This window comes from Pseudarthrobacter sp. MDT3-1 (genome assembly GCF_054510755.1).
Genome location: NZ_JBTNDX010000006.1, coordinates 71,669 through 88,907, shown reverse-complemented (window position 1 = coordinate 88,907; position 17,239 = coordinate 71,669). Strand labels below are relative to the sequence as shown.

The window sequence follows — 17,239 nt, the reverse complement described above, 5'->3', positions numbered from 1 at the left end:
TGGCCCTCATTCCGGCCAGGTGCGCGCACGCGTCCCACAGGCGCTTCCGGGCTTCGGGGTCCGATCCCATTCCGGGCGTCGGGAGCTCTTTGTGCTTGGCCCATAGCTTTCCTGAGACTCCCGCTGTTTCGCGTGATGTGGCGAGCCAGAGCGGTGTATCCGCCGCCTTTTCTGCCGGTGTTCCGCACGTGTTCGTGATCCAGCGGAATGGGCCCCGACGTCCTGCAGCAGCGTCGTGTTCTTGACCAGTCCCGGATGGGCGGCATTGGCGACCACGCCTGAGCCGCGCAGACGCTCAGCGAACTCCTGCGTGAGCAGAACCCGGGCCAGCATTGTGGGCGGCGTCGAACGAAGGTAGCTGTACTTGCCGCTTGCAGTCTGGAGGTCGTCGAAGTTCAGCCTGGCATTGCCATACCGGGACGCGATGTTGACGATACGGGAATTGCTGGGAGGTGCGGCAGCGTGGTGCGTGAGCGCGTCCAGCAGCAGGTTGGTCAGCAGGAAGTAGGCCAGCACATTAGTGGCGAAGGTCAGTTCGAGCCCAACGACGGTCACGTCGCGTTCCTTTCGGAACACGCCCGCTGCGTTGACCAGCACGTCGAGCCGGTCGTGGCGGGACAGGAAGTCGGCCGCCGCCGCATGAATCGAGGACTGGTCAGAGAGGTCACAGACCAGTGGCTCAAGTTTGGCGCCCGGAACGTGCCGGCGGATGCCCGCCATCGCTTCGCTCGCCCGGGCTGTTGAGCGCCCCATCACGACCACAAAGGCACCCTCGCGTGCAAGGCCGGTTGCGACGGCGTTTCCCAAGCCGCCAGCCGCGCCTGTCACCAGTGCCACGGTCCCGTCCATGGATGCCATCGCCTCGCCTCCTGACGCGTTGCCATCCTGTCGTAACCATGAGGCCGCCGCGGAGCCGGGGAATTCCGGCGCTATTCCTCGACTGATATGTGGAAACGTTTGTCAAGGGGCAGTGATGAGCGGCTCCCAACTTCTTTGGTGGGGGCCGCTGGTTTGGGTGCCGTCCGGGTGTGGCGGTCGTGCTGGCGAGTCTTGTATTCGACTGCAGTGTCAGACTGATATGCGCGGGTTGGGTTACCGCATGACGATTGTTCGGCTGGGGCTTATCGCTGTCTAGCATCGAGCGTCAACGGCCCGTGGACCGTGTGCTCATAGTCGAGTCTCGAGTTGGCCCCAAAGTGCTGCCACGTCACGCCCGCCACGCATCCCGGAGGGCACGTTCTCTACGCCGCGTTCATGCGTTCCCCTTGCTGCAGGGGTGAGGCCAGTGACCAGCACCATCCGGCGAGTTCCCTGGCGATCGCGGTGTTGGCCGTGACGGATCTTTTCGTGCGGGCATCGAAGACTTCCCATTTGTGGTGGAGCCGGTGGTTGCCTTCCAGCGCGCGGATCCGGGTGTCCGGGCCGACCAGGTCCAGCTGGCGCAGCATCCGGAGCCCGGGTCTGGAGTAGGGGCGCCGGTGCTGCCACGCCGCCTCGATGAGGAGCTTGCGGGCGTATTTGCTGCCGGCCTTGGTGATGGGTCCCTGGTGCCGGGATTGGCCCGAGGACTGCTCGCTGGGGACCAGCCCCACGTAGGAGCCGATGGTGGCGCCGGTGAAGCGTTTCCAGTCGCCGATCTCCACGGCGAGCCCGAACCCGGTCGTGACCTGAATGCCGCGCAGGCACATCAACGCGTCGATCACCGGCGTGTACTCACAGTCCCTGGCGACCGCCGCGACGCGCTGGTCAATGCGCTTGAGATGCGCCGCGAGCAGTTCGGCCTGTTCCACGGTGTCCTCGTAAGTGAACTGCAGCACCGGGGAGTCGAAACGCTGCCGGTGCAGCCACGCCTGGTGCTGCAGGGTCCACGTCGACTCCTTGGGATACCTGATGCCGTGGCGGAGCAGGATCGCGTTCACGTGCTGGCGGGCATGGGCGAGGTTCTTCGCCGCCGTGGCCCGCAGCCGGGACAAATCCCGCAGGTCCTCCTGCTCCCGCGTCGGGACCCGCACTTCCGTAACCTGGCCCAGAGCGAGCATTTCCGCCAAAAGCCGGGCGTCTCGCTTGTCCGTTTTAATCTTGTCTCCCGGTGCCCGCAGCAGCTTCGAGGACGCAGCCACCACACAGTCAACGCCGGCCTCCCGCAGGAAACGGGCCAGGACATACCCGGTCGGGCCCGACTCGTACACGGCCTTCACCGGCGGCTCGAAGCGGCGGACCCAATCCAAAACGACCGCCGGGTCCGAGTCCATCTGCATCCGGACCAGTTCTCCGGTGTCAGGATTCAGGGCGCAGCCGACAACGGAAACCGCGTGAACATCGAGCCCAATAAACGTACGATTGTACATAGCCGGGACCTCCCAAAACTCACATGTGGCACTACCAATGCAACTCTCACGAAGGCCTCAAGCCAAGAGGTTGTTCACTGGCAACCCACGCACGCTGTGAAACAGAAGGCCCCGGCCCTCACCAGCGGCAGTCGGGCCCCTGCCGTCCGGATACAAGGACATTTCCGCCGGGCAATAGGCCCCGCGGCGCCGCCCACCAACACGACGGAAACCCGCCAGCATCAAGCCGGCGCCGCAGGACCGCCCGGCGACAATGGCCGCCCCCGGACGGACAGGAAACCCAACCACCCTCACCTCATATCGTCTAGTCAAAATCACAACACACGCGAGCCGGATAGACCAGACAACTTGCTTACACCACCAGCCGCAGCGGCCTTTCGCCCAACCGCACCGTGATTTCCTGGCCCCAGGATGCCGTCAGGCGGTCTGATTCCATGCCGTCGCCGAACACCACCAGCTGGTCGGATGCCACGGTGATCCGGAGTGTCTCGACCGCCTCCAGCACCCCCTCCGTCAGGGCGGCTCCGGTGATGGGGGAGGGCCAGGCCTCGCGGACGAACCACGCGAGCTGGGGGTCGGCCGGCGCCGGCAGGGCGCGGTGCTCGGCGCTTGGATCTGGGCCCCCTTTTTTGAGCGGATGACACTGAGGAAGGCGTGGGCGAACATGGACAGGGTGATGTGCCTGTACCAGCCGGTGTACTGCCGTACCTGGTAGTGGTCAAGCCCGGTTTCGCCCTTGGAGGTTTGGAAAGTTTCCTCGATGGCCCAGCGGGCTCCGGCAACCCGGGCCAGTTCGATCAGGGTGACGTTTTCCGGCGTGTGGCAGATGAAGTAGGCAAGGTCCGTGGGGTCTTTCAGGGAGCGGCGGGCCAGCAGCCAGTGCTCACCGGTCTCGGCGGGGCCGTTGATGCGGATCCTTGCCCAGGCGTAGAGCCGTTCGCCCTGCGTTGAGCAGCAGCGCGGGGCAGCATCAGCTCCAGAGGGCCACGTGGATCTTCGATCCACGACGCTCAAGTCCACGTGAGCCGCCCGGGGCGATCATCGCGGCGGTGGCATCCGCTGTGGTGACGAAGCGCTGTAGCGTCCGTGCCGTGGTGGTTGTCCGGCGGCGGTCCAGGGTAGTCACCCACCAGAGACCGGACACCGGAGTTCCCACGACGGGCACACGGACCAAGGCCCCGCTCTGTAATTCCGCCCGGACAATGTGCCCGATTGCGAGCATGGTGCCTTCGCCCGCCCTGACGGCGGCGAGGGCGTCGGTTTCACTGCTGAGCCGGATGATCTCCGGCGCCACGCCCGTCGAGGCAAGCCACCGGCCTTCATCCGAGTGCTCCTGGATCCCTGAGGGCCCGGCGAACCACGGACGGTGCAGCAACTGCGCGAGCGCCACCGGGCCGTGCAGCCCCGCGAGGGGATTCGTTGCCGCCACTACGAAGACCCGCTGGTAGCGGAGGAAGGGGATCATCTCCAGCTCCCGGCCGGCTGCAGTGGCGACGGTCTCCGCTGGCCGGGCTCCAAGGGCGATGTCGTAGGCGCGCTCCAACAGCAGAGAGGCAATATCGGCCGTAGACTCCACGACCACATCAACCGAAACCCCGGGAACCCGTTTTGTGAACAGGTCCAGCAGCCTCCCCGCAGCATGTTCCGCGAAAGGAGCTGTCGCTACGATCCTCAGCCGCCCCGTGTCCGTCGAGGCGTGGGAAACCTCCCACCGGGCCCGGTCTGCCAGGCCGATGATTTCCTGGGCATAGTCTGCAAGCGCCCGGCCGCCGGCCGTCAGAGCGATGCCGCCATGGGCACGCACAAAGAGCGGGTCGCCAAGGTCCTGCCGAAGCGCAGCGATGGCCGTGGACACGGCGGGCTCGCTGACGCCGAGGGCAGCCGCGGCGGCATGAAGCGAGCCAAGCTTTGCCACGAGCGCAAAGGTCCGCAATTGGCTCAACGTCATCGACACGGCTTCATAACCTTTCGCTTATGACGATATTGACACCCCGTTTCCGCCGGGGCAACACTTGCCTCAATCCGGTGCTGCCCAACGCCGCCCGGCCACTTCGGAGTGAGGTAGGGACTATGCAGATTCCGGCTCCATTTGACTATGTCCGGGCCACGACGGTGGACAACGCCCTGGAACTTCTCGCACGCCATGGGCCCGATTCCCGGGTAATTGCCGGGGGGCACAGCCTCCTGCCAATGATGAAGCTGCGGCTGGCCCGGCCGGAGTGGCTGATCGACATCAACGACCTCTACGAGCTCGATTTCATCCTCCGCGACGGTGACCGGCTACGTATCGGTGCCATGACCCGCCACACGACGCTCCTGGAGTCCGCCGAGGTCGCCGGACATTTCCCCATTGTCCGGGACGCCGAATCTGTGATCGCCGACCCGATTGTGCGCAACCGCGGAACCATCGGCGGTTCGCTCTGCCAGGCCGACCCGGCCGAGGACCTGTCCACGGTCTGCAAAGTCCTGGGTGCGGAAGCGGTCATCCGCGGACCCGGCGGCGAGCGCATCCTCTCCATGGTCGACTTCCACCGTGGCCCTTACGAGACCGCGGTGGGTCCGGACGAGCTGCTCTGCGAAGTCCGATTCCCCATCCGTACCCGCTCGGGCAGCGCCTATGAAAAGGTTGAACGCCGCGTGGGCGACTGGGCTGTCGGCGCGGCCGGAGCGGCCGTCTCGCTCGCCGAGGACGGCACCATCGACGACGCCTCCGTCGGACTCACTGCGCTCGGCCTCGACCACACCGTTGCCGAAGCCGCGGCCCTGCTGCGGGGGCAGCTCCCCCAGGAGGAGCTGTTCGTTGAGGCCGGACGGCTGGCCGCCGCTGCCTGCGATCCGGTGCAGGACCAACGCGGGCCGATCGACTACAAACGACATTTGGCCGACGAGCTCACCCGGCGGGTTTTGCGGCTTGCCTGCTCCCGCGCCGCCCAGACACAGGAAGGCTGAAGCAGATGCAGATCAGCATGACCGTGAACGGAAACGAAGTCACGAGCGAGATTGAACCCCGTGTTCTCCTGGTCCACTACATCCGCGAGGTCTTGGGCCTGACCGGCACCCACTGGGGCTGCGACACGAGCAACTGCGGGACATGCGTGGTCTTGATGGACGGGCAGCCGGTGAAATCCTGCACCGTCCTCGCGGCCATGGCCGCCGGGCACGACATCCGCACCGTCGAGGGACTGGCCACGGGAGGGACACTCGATCCCGTCCAGCAAGGGTTCATGGAGGAACACGGACTGCAGTGCGGATTCTGCACCCCCGGAATGATGCTGACGGCCCGCGCCCTGCTGGATAAAGACCCGCATCCGAACGATACCGAGATCCGGCAGGCCATCTCCGGACAAATCTGCCGGTGCACGGGCTACGCAACAATCGTCCGCTCGGTGCAGTGGGCAGCCGCCCACCCGGCTGGCGTCACCGACAGCACAGACACAGCAGACACAGCCACTGTCGGCGCAGAAACACAGGACACAGAGGTGAAGGCATGACCGTCATCCACGAGCGGCCGAGCAATCCGGGGGCCGGCGACGAGGACCGCCCGATCGGCTTCGGCCGCATCCAGCGGAAGGAAGACCCGCGCTTCGTCCGGGGCAAGGGCCACTACCTCGACGACATCGTCCTGCCCGGGATGCTGCACGGCGCCATTCTGCGGGCCCCGGTAGCGCACGCCCGCCTGGTGTCCATTGACACCACCAACGCCCTGGCGCATCCCAAAGTGGTGACCGTCATCACCGGCAAGGACCTGCTAGGCCTGAAGCTCGCGTGGGCGCCCACCCTCTCCGCAGATGTCCAGGCAGTGCTGGTGACCGACAAAGTGAGGTTCCAGGGGCAGGAGGTCGCCTTCGTTGTTGCCGAGGACCGCTACGCCGCACGCGATGCCCTGGAGTTAATCGACGTCGAATACGACGTGCTGCCCCCGCTGGTCGACGCGCGCAAAGCCCTCGACCCGGACGCGCCCGTGATCCGTGATGAAATCGAGGGCCGGACGGACAACCGGATCTTCGACTGGGAAATAGGCGACAAAGCCGAAACCGAGGCGGTGTTCGCCTCCGCCGACGTGGTCGTCAGCCAGGAGATCGTCTATCCGCGGGTGCATCCCGCGCCTATGGAGACCTGCGGCGCCGTCGCCGACTACGAACCGGTCGAGGGGAGGCTGACGCTGTACGAGACGACGCAGGCACCCCATGCGCACCGGACCCTGTACGCGATTGTCGCCGGCATCCCGGAGCACAAAATCCGCATCGTCTCTCCCGATATCGGCGGGGGGTTCGGCAACAAAGTGGGCATCTACCCCGGCTACATTCTCGCCGTCGTCGGCTCGATCGTCACCGGCCACCCGGTGAAGTGGGTGGAGGACCGCTCCGAGAACCTGATGTCGACGTCGTTCGCGCGCGACTACATCATGCAGGGCGAGATCGCAGCCACCAAGGAGGGCAAGATCCTCGCCGTGCGGACCAACGTGCTGGCCGACCACGGGGCGTTCAACGCCACCGCGCAGCCGACCAAGAACCCGGCTGGCTTCTTCTCCATCTTCACCGGCAGCTATGACCTGAAGGCCGCGTACTGCACCGTCACTGGCGTCTACACGAACAAGGCCCCGGGCGGGGTCGCCTACGCCTGCTCGTTCCGCGTCACGGAGGCCGTCTACCTGGTCGAACGGCTGGTAGACATCCTGGCCCGGAAACTCGAGATGGACCCGGCGGAACTGCGGCTGAAGAACTTCATTAAACCGGAGCAGTTCCCCTACGCCAACAAGACCGGCTGGATCTACGACTCGGGCAACTATGAACCCGCCATGCGGCTGTCCATGCAGCTGGCCGGCTATGACGAGCTCAGGCGTGAGCAGAAGGAAAAGCGGGCCCGCGGAGAGCTCATGGGCATCGGCGTCTCGTTCTTCACCGAGACCGTGGGCGCAGGCCCGCGCAAGCACTTCGACATTGTGGGCCTGGGAATGGCCGACGGCGCCGAGCTGCGCGTCCATCCGACCGGCAAGGCCGTCGTCAGGATCTCGGTGCAGACCCAGGGGCAGGGCCATGAAACGACGTTCGCCCAGATCGTCGCGGAGGAACTCGGCATCGCGCCGGAGAACGTCGATGTTGTCCACGGCGATACCGACCAGACCCCCTTCGGCCTGGGCACCTACGGCAGTAGGTCGACGCCGGTCAGCGGCGGCGCCGTGGCCCTCGTTGCCCGCAAGGTCCGCGAGAAGGCGAAGCTCATCGCCGCGGCCATGCTGGAAACCCGTCCCGAAGACCTGGAATGGGAAAAGGGACGCTGGTTCGTCAAGGGTGACCCCAGCGTCGGGAAGACCATCGCCGAGATCGCCATGGGCGCCCACGGCACGGTGGCCCTGCCCGAAGGAATCGACGGCAACCTGGACGCCGAGGTGACCTACGACCCGCCGAACCTGACCTTCCCCTTCGGCGCCTACATCTGTGTGGTCGACGTCGATCCGGGCACCGGACACGTCAAGGTGCGGCGCTTCATCGCGGTGGACGACTGCGGGACGAGGATCAACCCGATGATCATCGAGGGCCAGGTGCACGGCGGACTGACCGATGGCGTCGGCATGGCCCTGATGGAAATCATCGAGTTCGACGAGGCCGGGAACTGCCTCGGCGGATCCTTCATGGACTACCTGATCCCCACGGCCATGGAAGTGCCGGACTGGGAGACCGGTTTCACCGTCACCCCGTCCCCGCACCACCCGATCGGCGCGAAAGGCATCGGAGAGTCAGCCACCGTCGGCTCACCGCCCGCGATCGTGAACGCCGTCGTCGACGCACTGGCACCCTTCGGCGTCACGCACATGGACATGCCATGCACCCCGGCCCGCGTCTGGGCCGCCATGCAGGGCCGGGCAAGGCCTCCGATCTGACATGACCTCCACCGCAGAATCCCTTGCGGCCCGCGCGAACGAACTCGCCGGCCGCCGTGAGCCGTTCGTCCACGCCACCGTTGTCCGCGCCCAGCGGCCGACCATCGCGCACGCTGGCGATACCGCACTGGTGCTCTCCACCGGCGAGATCCAGGGCTTTGTGGGCGGGAACTGCGTCGAGGCTTCGGTGCGGGAGTACGGCCTCCAGGCGCTGGCTACGCAGGAACCGCTCCTCCTGCGCGTGGTTCCCGGCGAACCCTCCCGAACCGCTGAGGAGGGCGCCGTCGAGGTTTCCAACCCGTGCCTGAGCGGAGGGGCAATCGAGATCTTCCTTCAGCCGCGCATTCCGGCCCCCCGCGTCCTGGTGGTGGGCACGACGCCGGTGGCCCAGGCCCTCGCGACGCTGGGATCCGGCGTCGGCCTGGCAGTCGAGCTCACCGACGGCGACTCTGCGGACCCCCGGACGGACGATGCCGCGCTGATCGTCGCCTCGCATGGCAAGGCGGAGGAAGGCGCCCTCGAAGCGGCCCTGCGCGCCGGTGTGCCCTACGTCGCCCTCGTGGCCAGCGAGATCCGCGGGGCCGCCGTGCTGGACTCCCTCGACGTCGACGACGTATTGCGCGGGCGGGTCTTCACACCCGCGGGGCTGCAGCTCGGGGCCCGCACCCCCGGGGAGATCGCGCTCTCGATCCTTGCCCAGCTCATTGGGGAGCGATCCAAGGCGAGGCACGCCACACCGGCGGCGGCCGTACCGGCGGCAGAATCTCATGCGGCTCCATCTCCGGGAACTGCCGCACCGGCCGCGCCGGCGAGCGCGATCGACCCCGTCTGCGGTATGAACGTTCCGGCTGTTGAGTCGTCACTGCATGTCCAGCACAACGGTGTCACCGTGTACTTCTGCTCGCCCGGCTGCCGTGCCGCCTTCCGCAAGGATCCTGAGCGTTATGCCCTCGTTCCCTGAGCCCAGGACTGCAGGCATCATTCTGGCTGCAGGAGGATCCCGGCGCCTCGGCCGGCCGAAACAGCTACTTCCCTACGGCGAGGGCGTCCTGCTCGACGCCGTCCTGGCGACTGCCCGGAACTGCGGCTTCGCCCAGACGGTCCTGGCGCTGGGAGGCTCCGCCGAGGAGGTGCGGCAGACCGTCGACACCAGGGACTGCGACGTCGTGCTCAACCCGGACTATGGCGACGGGTGCTCCTCCTCCATTGCCGCGGCTCTTGCGGTGCTGCAGCCGGAGACGGATGCTGTGGTCCTTCTGCTCGGGGACCAGCCCGGGGCCCGGTCCGAGAACGTGCGAGCCTTGCTCGGCGCCCTGCTCAGCGGCCCGTCGAACGTTGTGGGCGGCGCCGGGGGCGGCGGCATCGCCGTGTGCCGCTATGAGGACGGCATCGGCCATCCCCTCGCGTTCGCCCGGCGGCTCCTTCCGGAGCTAGCGGCCCTGCACGGCGACAAGGGGGTCTGGAAGCTGCTGGAGCAGAGGGAGGCCGACGTCGTCGAGGTCGCCACCACGGGCTCCATCCCCCTGGACGTCGACACCGAGGAAGACTACCGGCGGCTCCTGGACAGGTTGCAGGGGGCGGCATGACCACGGCGGCGCGGTCCGGAGCGGAGGAGGATGTGCAGCTGCGGGTCCCCGACGTCGCGTCCCTGATGGCAGCGCTGGACCGTAACGACTACCTGGCCGACGTCGGACTCGCCACGGCGCTGTTCCTGGCCGTGCGCCTCCCGCAGCCCATCCTCCTGGAGGGCGAAGCCGGGGTGGGCAAGACGGAGGCCGCGAAGGCGCTGGCCCAGCTCCTCGATACACCGCTGTACCGGCTGCAGTGCTACGAAGGGATCGACGCCGGAGAAGCGCTCTACGAATGGAACCACCAGCGCCAGCTCCTCGGGATCCGGCTGGCTGAGGTCCGCGATGCCGCCGTGACCGAAACCGACCTCTTCGGGCCGCAATACCTGCTGCGCAGGCCGCTGCTGCAGGCGATTGAGCACCCCGGGCCCCGACCCGCAGTGCTCCTCCTCGACGAGATTGACCGTGCCGACGCCGAGTTCGAGGCGTTCACCTTCGAGCTGCTGGCCGAGGCCGCGGTCACCATCCCGGAGCTGGGCACGATCCGGGCTACCCATCCCCCGATCGTCGTCCTGACGTCCAACCGGACCAGGGACCTGCACGACGCGCTGACCCGCCGGTGCCTCTATCACTGGATCGACTACCCGGGGCCGGGCCGCATCGCCGAGATCGTGCGCCGCCGGGTGCCGGCCAGCAGCGGGCCGCTGGCGCTGCAGGCTGGTGCCGTGGTCACCAGACTCCGTACCTTGGACCTCGCCAAGCCCCCGGGGATTTCGGAGGCAATCGACTGGGTTTCCGCCCTCGCCGTGCTGGGCGTGGAACGCATCGACGCCGGGACGGCGGAGCAGACCTGGGGCTCGATCGTCAAGAACCGCGACGACCTGGAGCTGGTCGGCGCGCGAGGGGCAGCCTGGCTTGTGGGCGGCACCGATGGCTGAGGGCACCGGCTCCGTGTCGCCGACGGTTGAGGCAGCCTCCCTGTCCGCCGCCTTCGTCACAGCACTGCGGAGGGTCGGGCTTTCGAGCTCCCCGTACCAGGCAGCACGGCTGGCCGAGGCACTCCAGATGGTCCCGCCGACCGCCCTCGAACAGCTGTACTGGACGTGCCGGGTGGTCCTGGTGTCCACCCGCGAGCAGCTGCCGGTTTTCGACGCCGTGTTCAACGCCGTGTTCCGCGACGGATTTGACCCCGCCGCGCAGCTGGGCGGCCCGGCTGCGCCGGCCGCATCGCCGTCGCTCGGCCCCGATTCACGTATCACGCCCTCTCCAGCCGACGCACGGGCAGCGGAGAATCCGCCCAGCCGGCAGCCGCTTCCGGCGGTGGCGTCAGCGGGCCGGGACGGCTCCGGGGACCGCGCCGGCCCTGGACGGGAGGCCGTCCTCGCCATGGCCTCGGCCGAGGAGCACCTGCACGAAATGTCCTTCACGGAGCTCTCCCCTGAGGAAGTCCTCGAGGTCAGGCGGCTGGCCGCCCGGATGCTGCTGGCGACACCGGCGCGGCTGAGCCGCCGCACCCGCAAGTCCGCACACAGCAGCGCCCGGCTGGACGTCCGGGCCACGGTGCGAGCGGCCCGGCGGTCCGGTTCCGACGCCACCCGGCTGCTCTATGCCCGGCGGCGTGAGCAACGGCGCAAGCTGGTGTTCCTGTGCGACGTCTCCGGTTCGATGGAACCGTACGCCCGCATCTTCCTGTCGCTACTGCAGGGCGCGGTGGCGAGTGCGGGGGCCGAGGCCTTCGTGTTCTCCACGCGGCTGACCCGGCTGACCAGGCAGCTGTCGCAGCGCGATCCTGACCAGGCGCTGGCCCGCGCCGCTGCCACCGCCCCCGACTGGGCAAGCGGGACCCGGATCGCCGAGAGCATTCGACGGTTCGTGGACGAGCACGGCCGCCGCGGACTGGCCCGGGGCGCGGTGGTTGTGGTGCTCTCCGACGGCTGGGCCCAGGAGGACCCGGAGCAGGTGGCGGTGCAGATGGCCCGGCTGCGGAGGCTGGCGTACAGGATCGTCTGGGTGAATCCGCGCAAGGCTGCGCCACAATACCAGCCGCTGGCGGGCGGGATGGCAGCCGCCCTGCCGTACTGCGACGCCTTCGTCAGCGGCCACAGCTACACGGCTTTGGCAGAAGTGGCAGCCGCAATCCGCGCCGACGGCCGGTCATCACTTGAGAGGCAAAGGACGAGCTAATGCAAATTGACAGCACATTCTCGGTAGTCGCCCCGATCGACAAGGTATGGGACACGCTCATGGACTTTGAACGGGTGGCAGGCTGCCTCCCCGGGGCCAAGATCCTGAACAAGCTCTCAGACGACGCGTACCAGGTGGGCATGACGGTGAAACTGGGCCCCGTGAGCATGCAGTACAAGGGCCTGCTGAACGTCGTCGAGCGCAATCCGGCCGAACACCGCGCCGTGCTCGGCGGAAAGGCGCAGGAGACGCGCGGGCAGGGCACCGCCGAGGCATCGGTCACTCTGGTCCTGGCGGAAAATGGCGGCACCACGCGCGGGACGGTCTCCGCAGACCTGGCACTCTCCGGGAAGGCCGCCGCCATGGGAAAGGGCGTTATCGGCAGCGTCACGGAGCAGATGATGTCCCTCTTCGCCGGAAACCTGCAGGCCATGCTGGCAGAGCCGGCTCCGGAGCAGGCCGCTGTTTCCGAGACGGCTCCGCCGCCGGTCTCAGCGCCCGAGCCCGTCATCGCGGCGGGTTCGGCGGCGGGTTCGGCCCCGCCGTCGTCGGAGCTCCCGGGCCCCGCTCCGACGCGCGTCCCCCCGGCAGCCAGCCGGCCCTCAGCGCACCCGGCCGGCAGCCTGGACGCATTGAGCCTCACGAAGGGCATCGCCGCGGATCAGCTCTCCAGCCCCGGCAAGGTCCTCGGCCTCGTGGCTGTGGTTGCGTGCCTCGCCTACTGGGCCGGCCGCAGGTCGGCATTCCGCATGCTCCGGCGCTGCGGCAGGCTCTGAGGACCGCCATGCGTGATGTTCTGGCCGCAATGATGCCGGACTGGCGGAAGGGCAGCACCTCCGGCCTGGCCACTGTCGTGAGCACTTTCAAGTCCGCCCCTAGGCTCCCGGGGGCGTCCATGCTGGTCACTGCCGGAGGCGATGCTGTCGGGTCGGTCTCAGGTGGCTGCGTCGAAGGCGCCGTCTATGAGCTCGCCACACAGGTCAAGGAGGAGGGCAAGCCGGTCCTGGTGCGCTACGGGATTAGCGACGACGATGCGTACGCCGTCGGCCTGACCTGCGGCGGGATCATCGACATCTTCGTGGAACCGGTGTCGCGGCAGAGCTTTGCCGAGCTCGACGACGTCGGACAGGACATCACCGCCGAGCGCCGGGTGGGGGTCGCAACGGTGATCGAGCACCCGGACAGCAGCCGGCTTGGCCGGCACCTCGTCGTAAGGCCGGAAGGATTCGAAGGTGACCTCGGCTCCGAGCGGTCCAACCACGCCGTCGGCGATGATACTCAGGGCCTCCTCGCCGCCGGCCGGACCGGCATCCTGAACTACGGCCTGGACGGCGAGCGGCTCGACACCGGGATGCGGGTCTTCTTCGCAAGCTACGCCCCGCCGCCGCGGATGCTCGTCTTCGGAGCAATCGACTTCGCCTCGGCGCTGGCCCGGCTGGGGACCTTCCTCGGCTACCGCGTCACGGTCTGCGACGCCCGGGCTATCTTCGCCACTCCCGCCAGGTTCCCCGAGGCGGCGGAAGTCGTCAATGCGTGGCCGCACCGTTATCTGGCCGAACAGCTCTCCAAGGGCCTGGTGGACGAACGGACTGTCATCTGTGTCCTCACGCATGACCCTAAATTCGATATCCCGTTGCTGGAAGTGGCCCTGCGCGGCGGCCCCGTGGCCTTCATCGGAGCCATGGGTTCCCGGCGGACCCATGAGGACAGGATTGCCCGCCTGCGCCAGGCGGGGCTGGGCGAGGCTGAGCTGTCCAGACTCCACAGCCCGGTGGGGCTGGACCTGGGCGCACGTACCCCCGAGGAGACGGCGGTGTCCATCGCCGCGGAGTTCATCGCCAAGCAGTGGAGCGGGAGCGGGGAGCCGTTGAGGCAACTCGACGAGCGGATTCACCACGACGAGCGACGTTGATTGCCAACGACGCCGTTCGCTGGGCAATGACCGCTGTACTGCTGGCGGCGACGTTGTACTCGGCCTTCTGCGCCAGCAGGAAATCCTCGCTGGCCGCGCGGATCGACTATGGCCTCCATGCGGTGATGATGCCGGCCAAGGTCCCCCGCTGGCGCCCGGCCGTCAGGTGCCCCCGTTATGGGAGGCTCGGATGAACGCAGCCGAAGCCTCGAGGACGAGCAGACCAGGGACCGTGAATGGCCGGAGGTGATTGTCTCGCTGGAAGTAGGAATCGTCACGGTCACGGACCTGAGGTCCGAGGAGCGATGGCCCAGTTTCGTCGAAGCCGCCCGGCGCGAGAAGGTGCGGTCGTTCCTGGCGTTGCGGCTGCATTTGAAGGGCCAGACCAGCGCAGGAATGATCTTCTACAGCTCCAGGCCGCACGGATTCGGCCGGGACGCCATGGCAGCCATTCCTTGGCTGCGGAGGCGTCGAAGGGACTGCGCCTCGTCCTCCGGATCGTGTCACTGCAGGAAACGGAGGAGAACCTTGGGGCGGCCATGGCTTCGCGGACGCCGACAGATCTCGCGCTGGGTGTCATCATCGGCCAGGAACGGTGCAGCTACGATGATGCGCTTGAGTGGCTCTTCCGTGCATCACGGACCCGCAACGTCAGTATCCGCGATTTGGCGGCCGAGATTGTTGCCGCGGCCGACGAGCCCTACCCCGTACGGATCCATTTCGACCACTGACCTACCTGAATGGCGGCAGTTCCTGTTAATCGGCAGAGGCCGGGGGCTCTTTGCGCTCCGGATCAAGTTTCTCAGAGCGGGGCGCTTTCACGCAGGCAGCGGTCCTCTGGGTCGATGGCGCCCATGATGCGCTTGCCGATGCTCGCCAGCTGGCGCGACTGCGCCTTCGTGAGGGGATCGAACACGAGCGCTCGGACTGCTTCCACGTGCCCCGGAGCGGTTTGGGTAATCTTCGCCCAGCCCTCGTCGGTGAGTGTGGCCAGGGTGATGCGTCCGTCGGAAGGATCCGTGGAGCGGTGAACCCAGCCCCGCTTTTCAAGCCGGCTGACAACCTGGGACAGGCGGGGGAGTCCGGACTCGGTGAAGCCCGCCAGGTCACTCATCCGGCGGGTTCGTTCCGGAGCTTCAGACAGGCCGGCAAGGACCATGTACTCAAAGTGGCTTATCCCGGCGTCCTGCTGCAGCTGGGAGTCCAGGGCGGCGGGGAGCTTCATCATGATGCCCACGAGGGTCAGCCACACCTCACGTTCATCCCTGCTCAGCCAGCGGGGTTCGACGGAATTTTCCATAGGGCAAGCCTAAGGCATTTACTTCATGAGTGAAGTTTTATGTCCGGCAAATCACTTGCGTCGTGAACTTATGACCAGTACTGTTTACTTCAACATTCAAGTACTTTCAGACTTCCTGAGGAGCCCAGATGACCGTCATGTCCGAGACCGTCGCGCGGCCATTCGAACAACCGGCCGCCGTCCGCAGCCAGGTCACCGTCCCGCTGCGCTTCCCTGATGGCTTCGCGGCCACAGCCGAGATCATGACGTTCCATGGGCTGGCCGACGGTAAGGAGCACCTGCTGCTCGCGCTCGGCGAATGGGAGCAGACGCTCCTGGACCAGGGCCCGGAAGGTACGGCCCCGCTGGTCCGACTGCACAGCGAGTGCCTCACCGGCGACGTGTTCGGCAGCGAGCGCTGCGACTGCGGACCCCAGCTGCGCGAGGCAGTCGAGGAGATTGCCGCCGTCGGGGGCTTCCTGCTGTACCTCCGGCAGGAAGGGCGTGGCATCGGCCTGTACTCCAAGCTCGACGCCTATGCCCTGCAGGACACCGGCCTGGATACCTACGAAGCCAACGTTGCCCTGGGTCGCGGCGAGGACGAGCGGGACTACAGCGCCGCCGCCCAGATGCTCGGAGCGCTTGGCGCCGGCCGGATCCGCCTCCTCACCAACAACCCGGACAAAGTAGGGCAGCTGACGGCCCTCGGCGTTGACGTCTCGGAGCAGGTCCCCACCGGCGTGCACCTCTCGGAGGCGAACCACCGCTACCTGGCCGCGAAGCGCAGCCATACAGCGCACACCATTGAGCTTCCCGAAGAGGTGCTCCCGGCCGTGATGCCGACCGCGGCGGCTGTGGCAGTTCCGACGCACGACGAGCTGCTAGCCCGGGTGGATGCCCTCGTTCCCCGACTGCGGGAACGCGCATCTGAAACCGAGGAGATCCGCCGTATTCCGGAAGCCACCATGGCTGAACTGAAGGCGGCGGGCGTTTTTCAGATGCTCGCGCCTAAGGCCGTGGGCGGCTTCGGCATGGGGCTGGAAACCTACGTGGAGGTGGTCCGCCACCTCGCCCAGGGATGTGTCTCCACGGCGTGGAGCGTCGGGCACCTGGTGGAACATGTCTGGATGCTGGCCCGCTGGCCGCAGGAAGCCCAGGATGAAGTCTTCGCCAACGGGCCGGCGCCCTTGGCTGCCGCCACCGGCGCCCCTCCAGGTAAAGCAGAGAAGGTTCCCGGCGGGTTCATTATCTCGGGCCGCTGGAGCTTCGCCTCCGGTGTCATGCATTCTGAGTGGGCGCTCCTGGCTGTGCAGCACGGCGAGATCCGCCTACAGTGCCTGGTCCCGGTGTCCGATCTTGACCTCCTGGACGTCTGGCACACGGCCGGCCTGCGGGGGACAGGAAGCAACGATCTCCGGACGGAGAATCTCTTTGTCCCAGCGCACCGCGCTCTGGAGTGGAACCTCCTGGCCGCCGCGGACAACCCCGGCAGCCGCATCCATCCGGATCCGAACATCCACATCCCCATGGCCACGTTCCTGAACATGGTTGCCCCGGCAGCTGCTTTGGGGGCCGCTGAGCACGCCATCGAGGTGTTCCGGGACCTGATGATGGTGCGCAAGGTCAAGCAGACAACGCAGGCGCGGCAGGCGGATTCGCCGCTCGCGCAGGCCCGGTTCTCGCAGGCCTTCGGGCAGGTGGCGACTGCGCGGCTGCACTGGCAGGAAGCTGTCCGGGTGGTGGCCGCTTCCTACGGCCGGCGGCCGGTCGCTTTCACGGATGAGGAGCGGGCACAGTACCGGCTTTCCCTCGGTCTCAGTGGCGCGGCATCCGCCGAGGCTGTCCGCCTCATCCTGACGGGCTCCGGAGGGAGTGTTCACCGGCTGACGCACCCACTCCAGCGGATCCAACGCGATGTCAATGTACTGCTCAACCACGCCTCCCTGACCATGGATCCGATCCTGGAACAGGCAGGCCGCGGACTCCTGGACCTCGGGTTTTCCATCCCGGCGGAGCAGTTCTGACCGGGCGCATGGGACCCTTGCAGGACCGCCGGCTTCGGAGAAG

Annotated in this window: 15 protein-coding genes and 1 pseudogene; 11 read left to right on the top strand and 5 right to left on the bottom strand. The window is 67.2% G+C overall.

The genetic code is table 11. The features are described from left to right. Positions 1-6: 6 nt before the first annotated feature. From ACX80X_RS06475 to ACX80X_RS06460, 4 genes and pseudogenes are all read right to left on the bottom strand, one after another. Positions 7-858 carry an SDR family NAD(P)-dependent oxidoreductase gene (locus tag ACX80X_RS06475; protein WP_459311537.1) on the bottom strand — a complete coding sequence of 284 codons (852 nt, stop codon included), beginning with the start codon at positions 856-858 and terminating at the stop codon, positions 7-9. A gap of 383 nt (positions 859-1,241) precedes the next feature. Continuing rightward, a complete protein-coding gene (locus ACX80X_RS06470; RefSeq protein ID WP_252603995.1) occupies positions 1,242-2,348 on the bottom strand; it encodes an IS110 family RNA-guided transposase in 1,107 nt (368 codons plus the stop codon). Positions 2,349-2,861: 513 nt separating this feature from the next. Continuing rightward, positions 2,862-3,290: pseudogene (locus ACX80X_RS06465) on the bottom strand (IS701 family transposase); the annotation flags it as partial. Between the two features lie 28 nt (positions 3,291-3,318). Further along, a complete protein-coding gene (locus ACX80X_RS06460) occupies positions 3,319-4,296 on the bottom strand; it encodes a LysR family transcriptional regulator (protein WP_459311597.1) in 978 nt (325 codons plus the stop codon). A gap of 122 nt (positions 4,297-4,418) precedes the next feature. Here ACX80X_RS06460 and ACX80X_RS06455 point away from each other — a divergent pair, with 122 nt between their 5' ends. The 10 genes from ACX80X_RS06455 to ACX80X_RS06410 all read left to right on the top strand — a co-directional run bounded on the left by ACX80X_RS06455 (position 4,419) and on the right by ACX80X_RS06410 (position 14,624). After that, positions 4,419-5,297 (top strand): FAD binding domain-containing protein, encoded by an 879-nt coding sequence (locus tag ACX80X_RS06455; RefSeq protein ID WP_058932300.1) that lies wholly within the window; start codon positions 4,419-4,421, stop codon positions 5,295-5,297. Positions 5,298-5,302: 5 nt separating this feature from the next. Further along, positions 5,303-5,839, top strand: a complete 537-nt coding sequence (locus tag ACX80X_RS06450) for a (2Fe-2S)-binding protein (protein ID WP_459311535.1) — start codon at positions 5,303-5,305, stop codon at positions 5,837-5,839. Continuing rightward, complete coding sequence (locus tag ACX80X_RS06445) at positions 5,836-8,229, top strand: aerobic carbon-monoxide dehydrogenase large subunit (RefSeq protein ID WP_058932302.1); 2,394 nt, start codon at positions 5,836-5,838, stop codon at positions 8,227-8,229. Before ACX80X_RS06450 ends, ACX80X_RS06445 begins: the two co-directional genes overlap by 4 nt. Before the next feature lies 1 nt (position 8,230). Further along, positions 8,231-9,190 (top strand): XdhC family protein, encoded by a 960-nt coding sequence (locus ACX80X_RS06440; protein ID WP_459311532.1) that lies wholly within the window; start codon positions 8,231-8,233, stop codon positions 9,188-9,190. Further along, the gene (locus tag ACX80X_RS06435; protein WP_459311530.1) at positions 9,174-9,815 is read left to right on the top strand and encodes a nucleotidyltransferase family protein; all 642 of its coding nucleotides are present in this window, start codon (positions 9,174-9,176) and stop codon (positions 9,813-9,815) included. Before ACX80X_RS06440 ends, ACX80X_RS06435 begins: the two co-directional genes overlap by 17 nt. After that, positions 9,812-10,735, top strand: coding sequence for an AAA family ATPase (locus tag ACX80X_RS06430; RefSeq protein WP_459311528.1), 924 nt, complete (start codon positions 9,812-9,814; stop codon positions 10,733-10,735). The genes ACX80X_RS06435 and ACX80X_RS06430 overlap by 4 nt, the downstream gene beginning before the upstream one ends. After that, a complete protein-coding gene (locus ACX80X_RS06425; RefSeq protein ID WP_459311526.1) occupies positions 10,728-11,981 on the top strand; it encodes a vWA domain-containing protein in 1,254 nt (417 codons plus the stop codon). Before ACX80X_RS06430 ends, ACX80X_RS06425 begins: the two co-directional genes overlap by 8 nt. Next, on the top strand, positions 11,981-12,757 hold the full coding sequence (locus ACX80X_RS06420) for an SRPBCC family protein (RefSeq protein ID WP_459311524.1): 777 nt from the start codon (positions 11,981-11,983) through the stop codon (positions 12,755-12,757). Before ACX80X_RS06425 ends, ACX80X_RS06420 begins: the two co-directional genes overlap by 1 nt. A gap of 8 nt (positions 12,758-12,765) precedes the next feature. Further along, a complete protein-coding gene (locus tag ACX80X_RS06415) occupies positions 12,766-13,893 on the top strand; it encodes an XdhC family protein (RefSeq protein ID WP_459311522.1) in 1,128 nt (375 codons plus the stop codon). A 455-nt stretch (positions 13,894-14,348) separates the two neighbouring features. Then, the gene (locus tag ACX80X_RS06410; protein ID WP_459311520.1) at positions 14,349-14,624 is read left to right on the top strand and encodes an ANTAR domain-containing protein; all 276 of its coding nucleotides are present in this window, start codon (positions 14,349-14,351) and stop codon (positions 14,622-14,624) included. A gap of 71 nt (positions 14,625-14,695) precedes the next feature. On the opposite strand, the gene ACX80X_RS06405 is transcribed toward ACX80X_RS06410, so the two are convergent. Further along, complete coding sequence (locus tag ACX80X_RS06405; RefSeq protein ID WP_252599479.1) at positions 14,696-15,193, bottom strand: MarR family winged helix-turn-helix transcriptional regulator; 498 nt, start codon at positions 15,191-15,193, stop codon at positions 14,696-14,698. Positions 15,194-15,321: 128 nt separating this feature from the next. Here ACX80X_RS06405 and ribA point away from each other — a divergent pair, with 128 nt between their 5' ends. Continuing rightward, positions 15,322-17,196, top strand: a complete 1,875-nt coding sequence (ribA, locus tag ACX80X_RS06400; protein ID WP_459309354.1) for a GTP cyclohydrolase II RibA — start codon at positions 15,322-15,324, stop codon at positions 17,194-17,196. Positions 17,197-17,239: the final 43 nt, after the last annotated feature.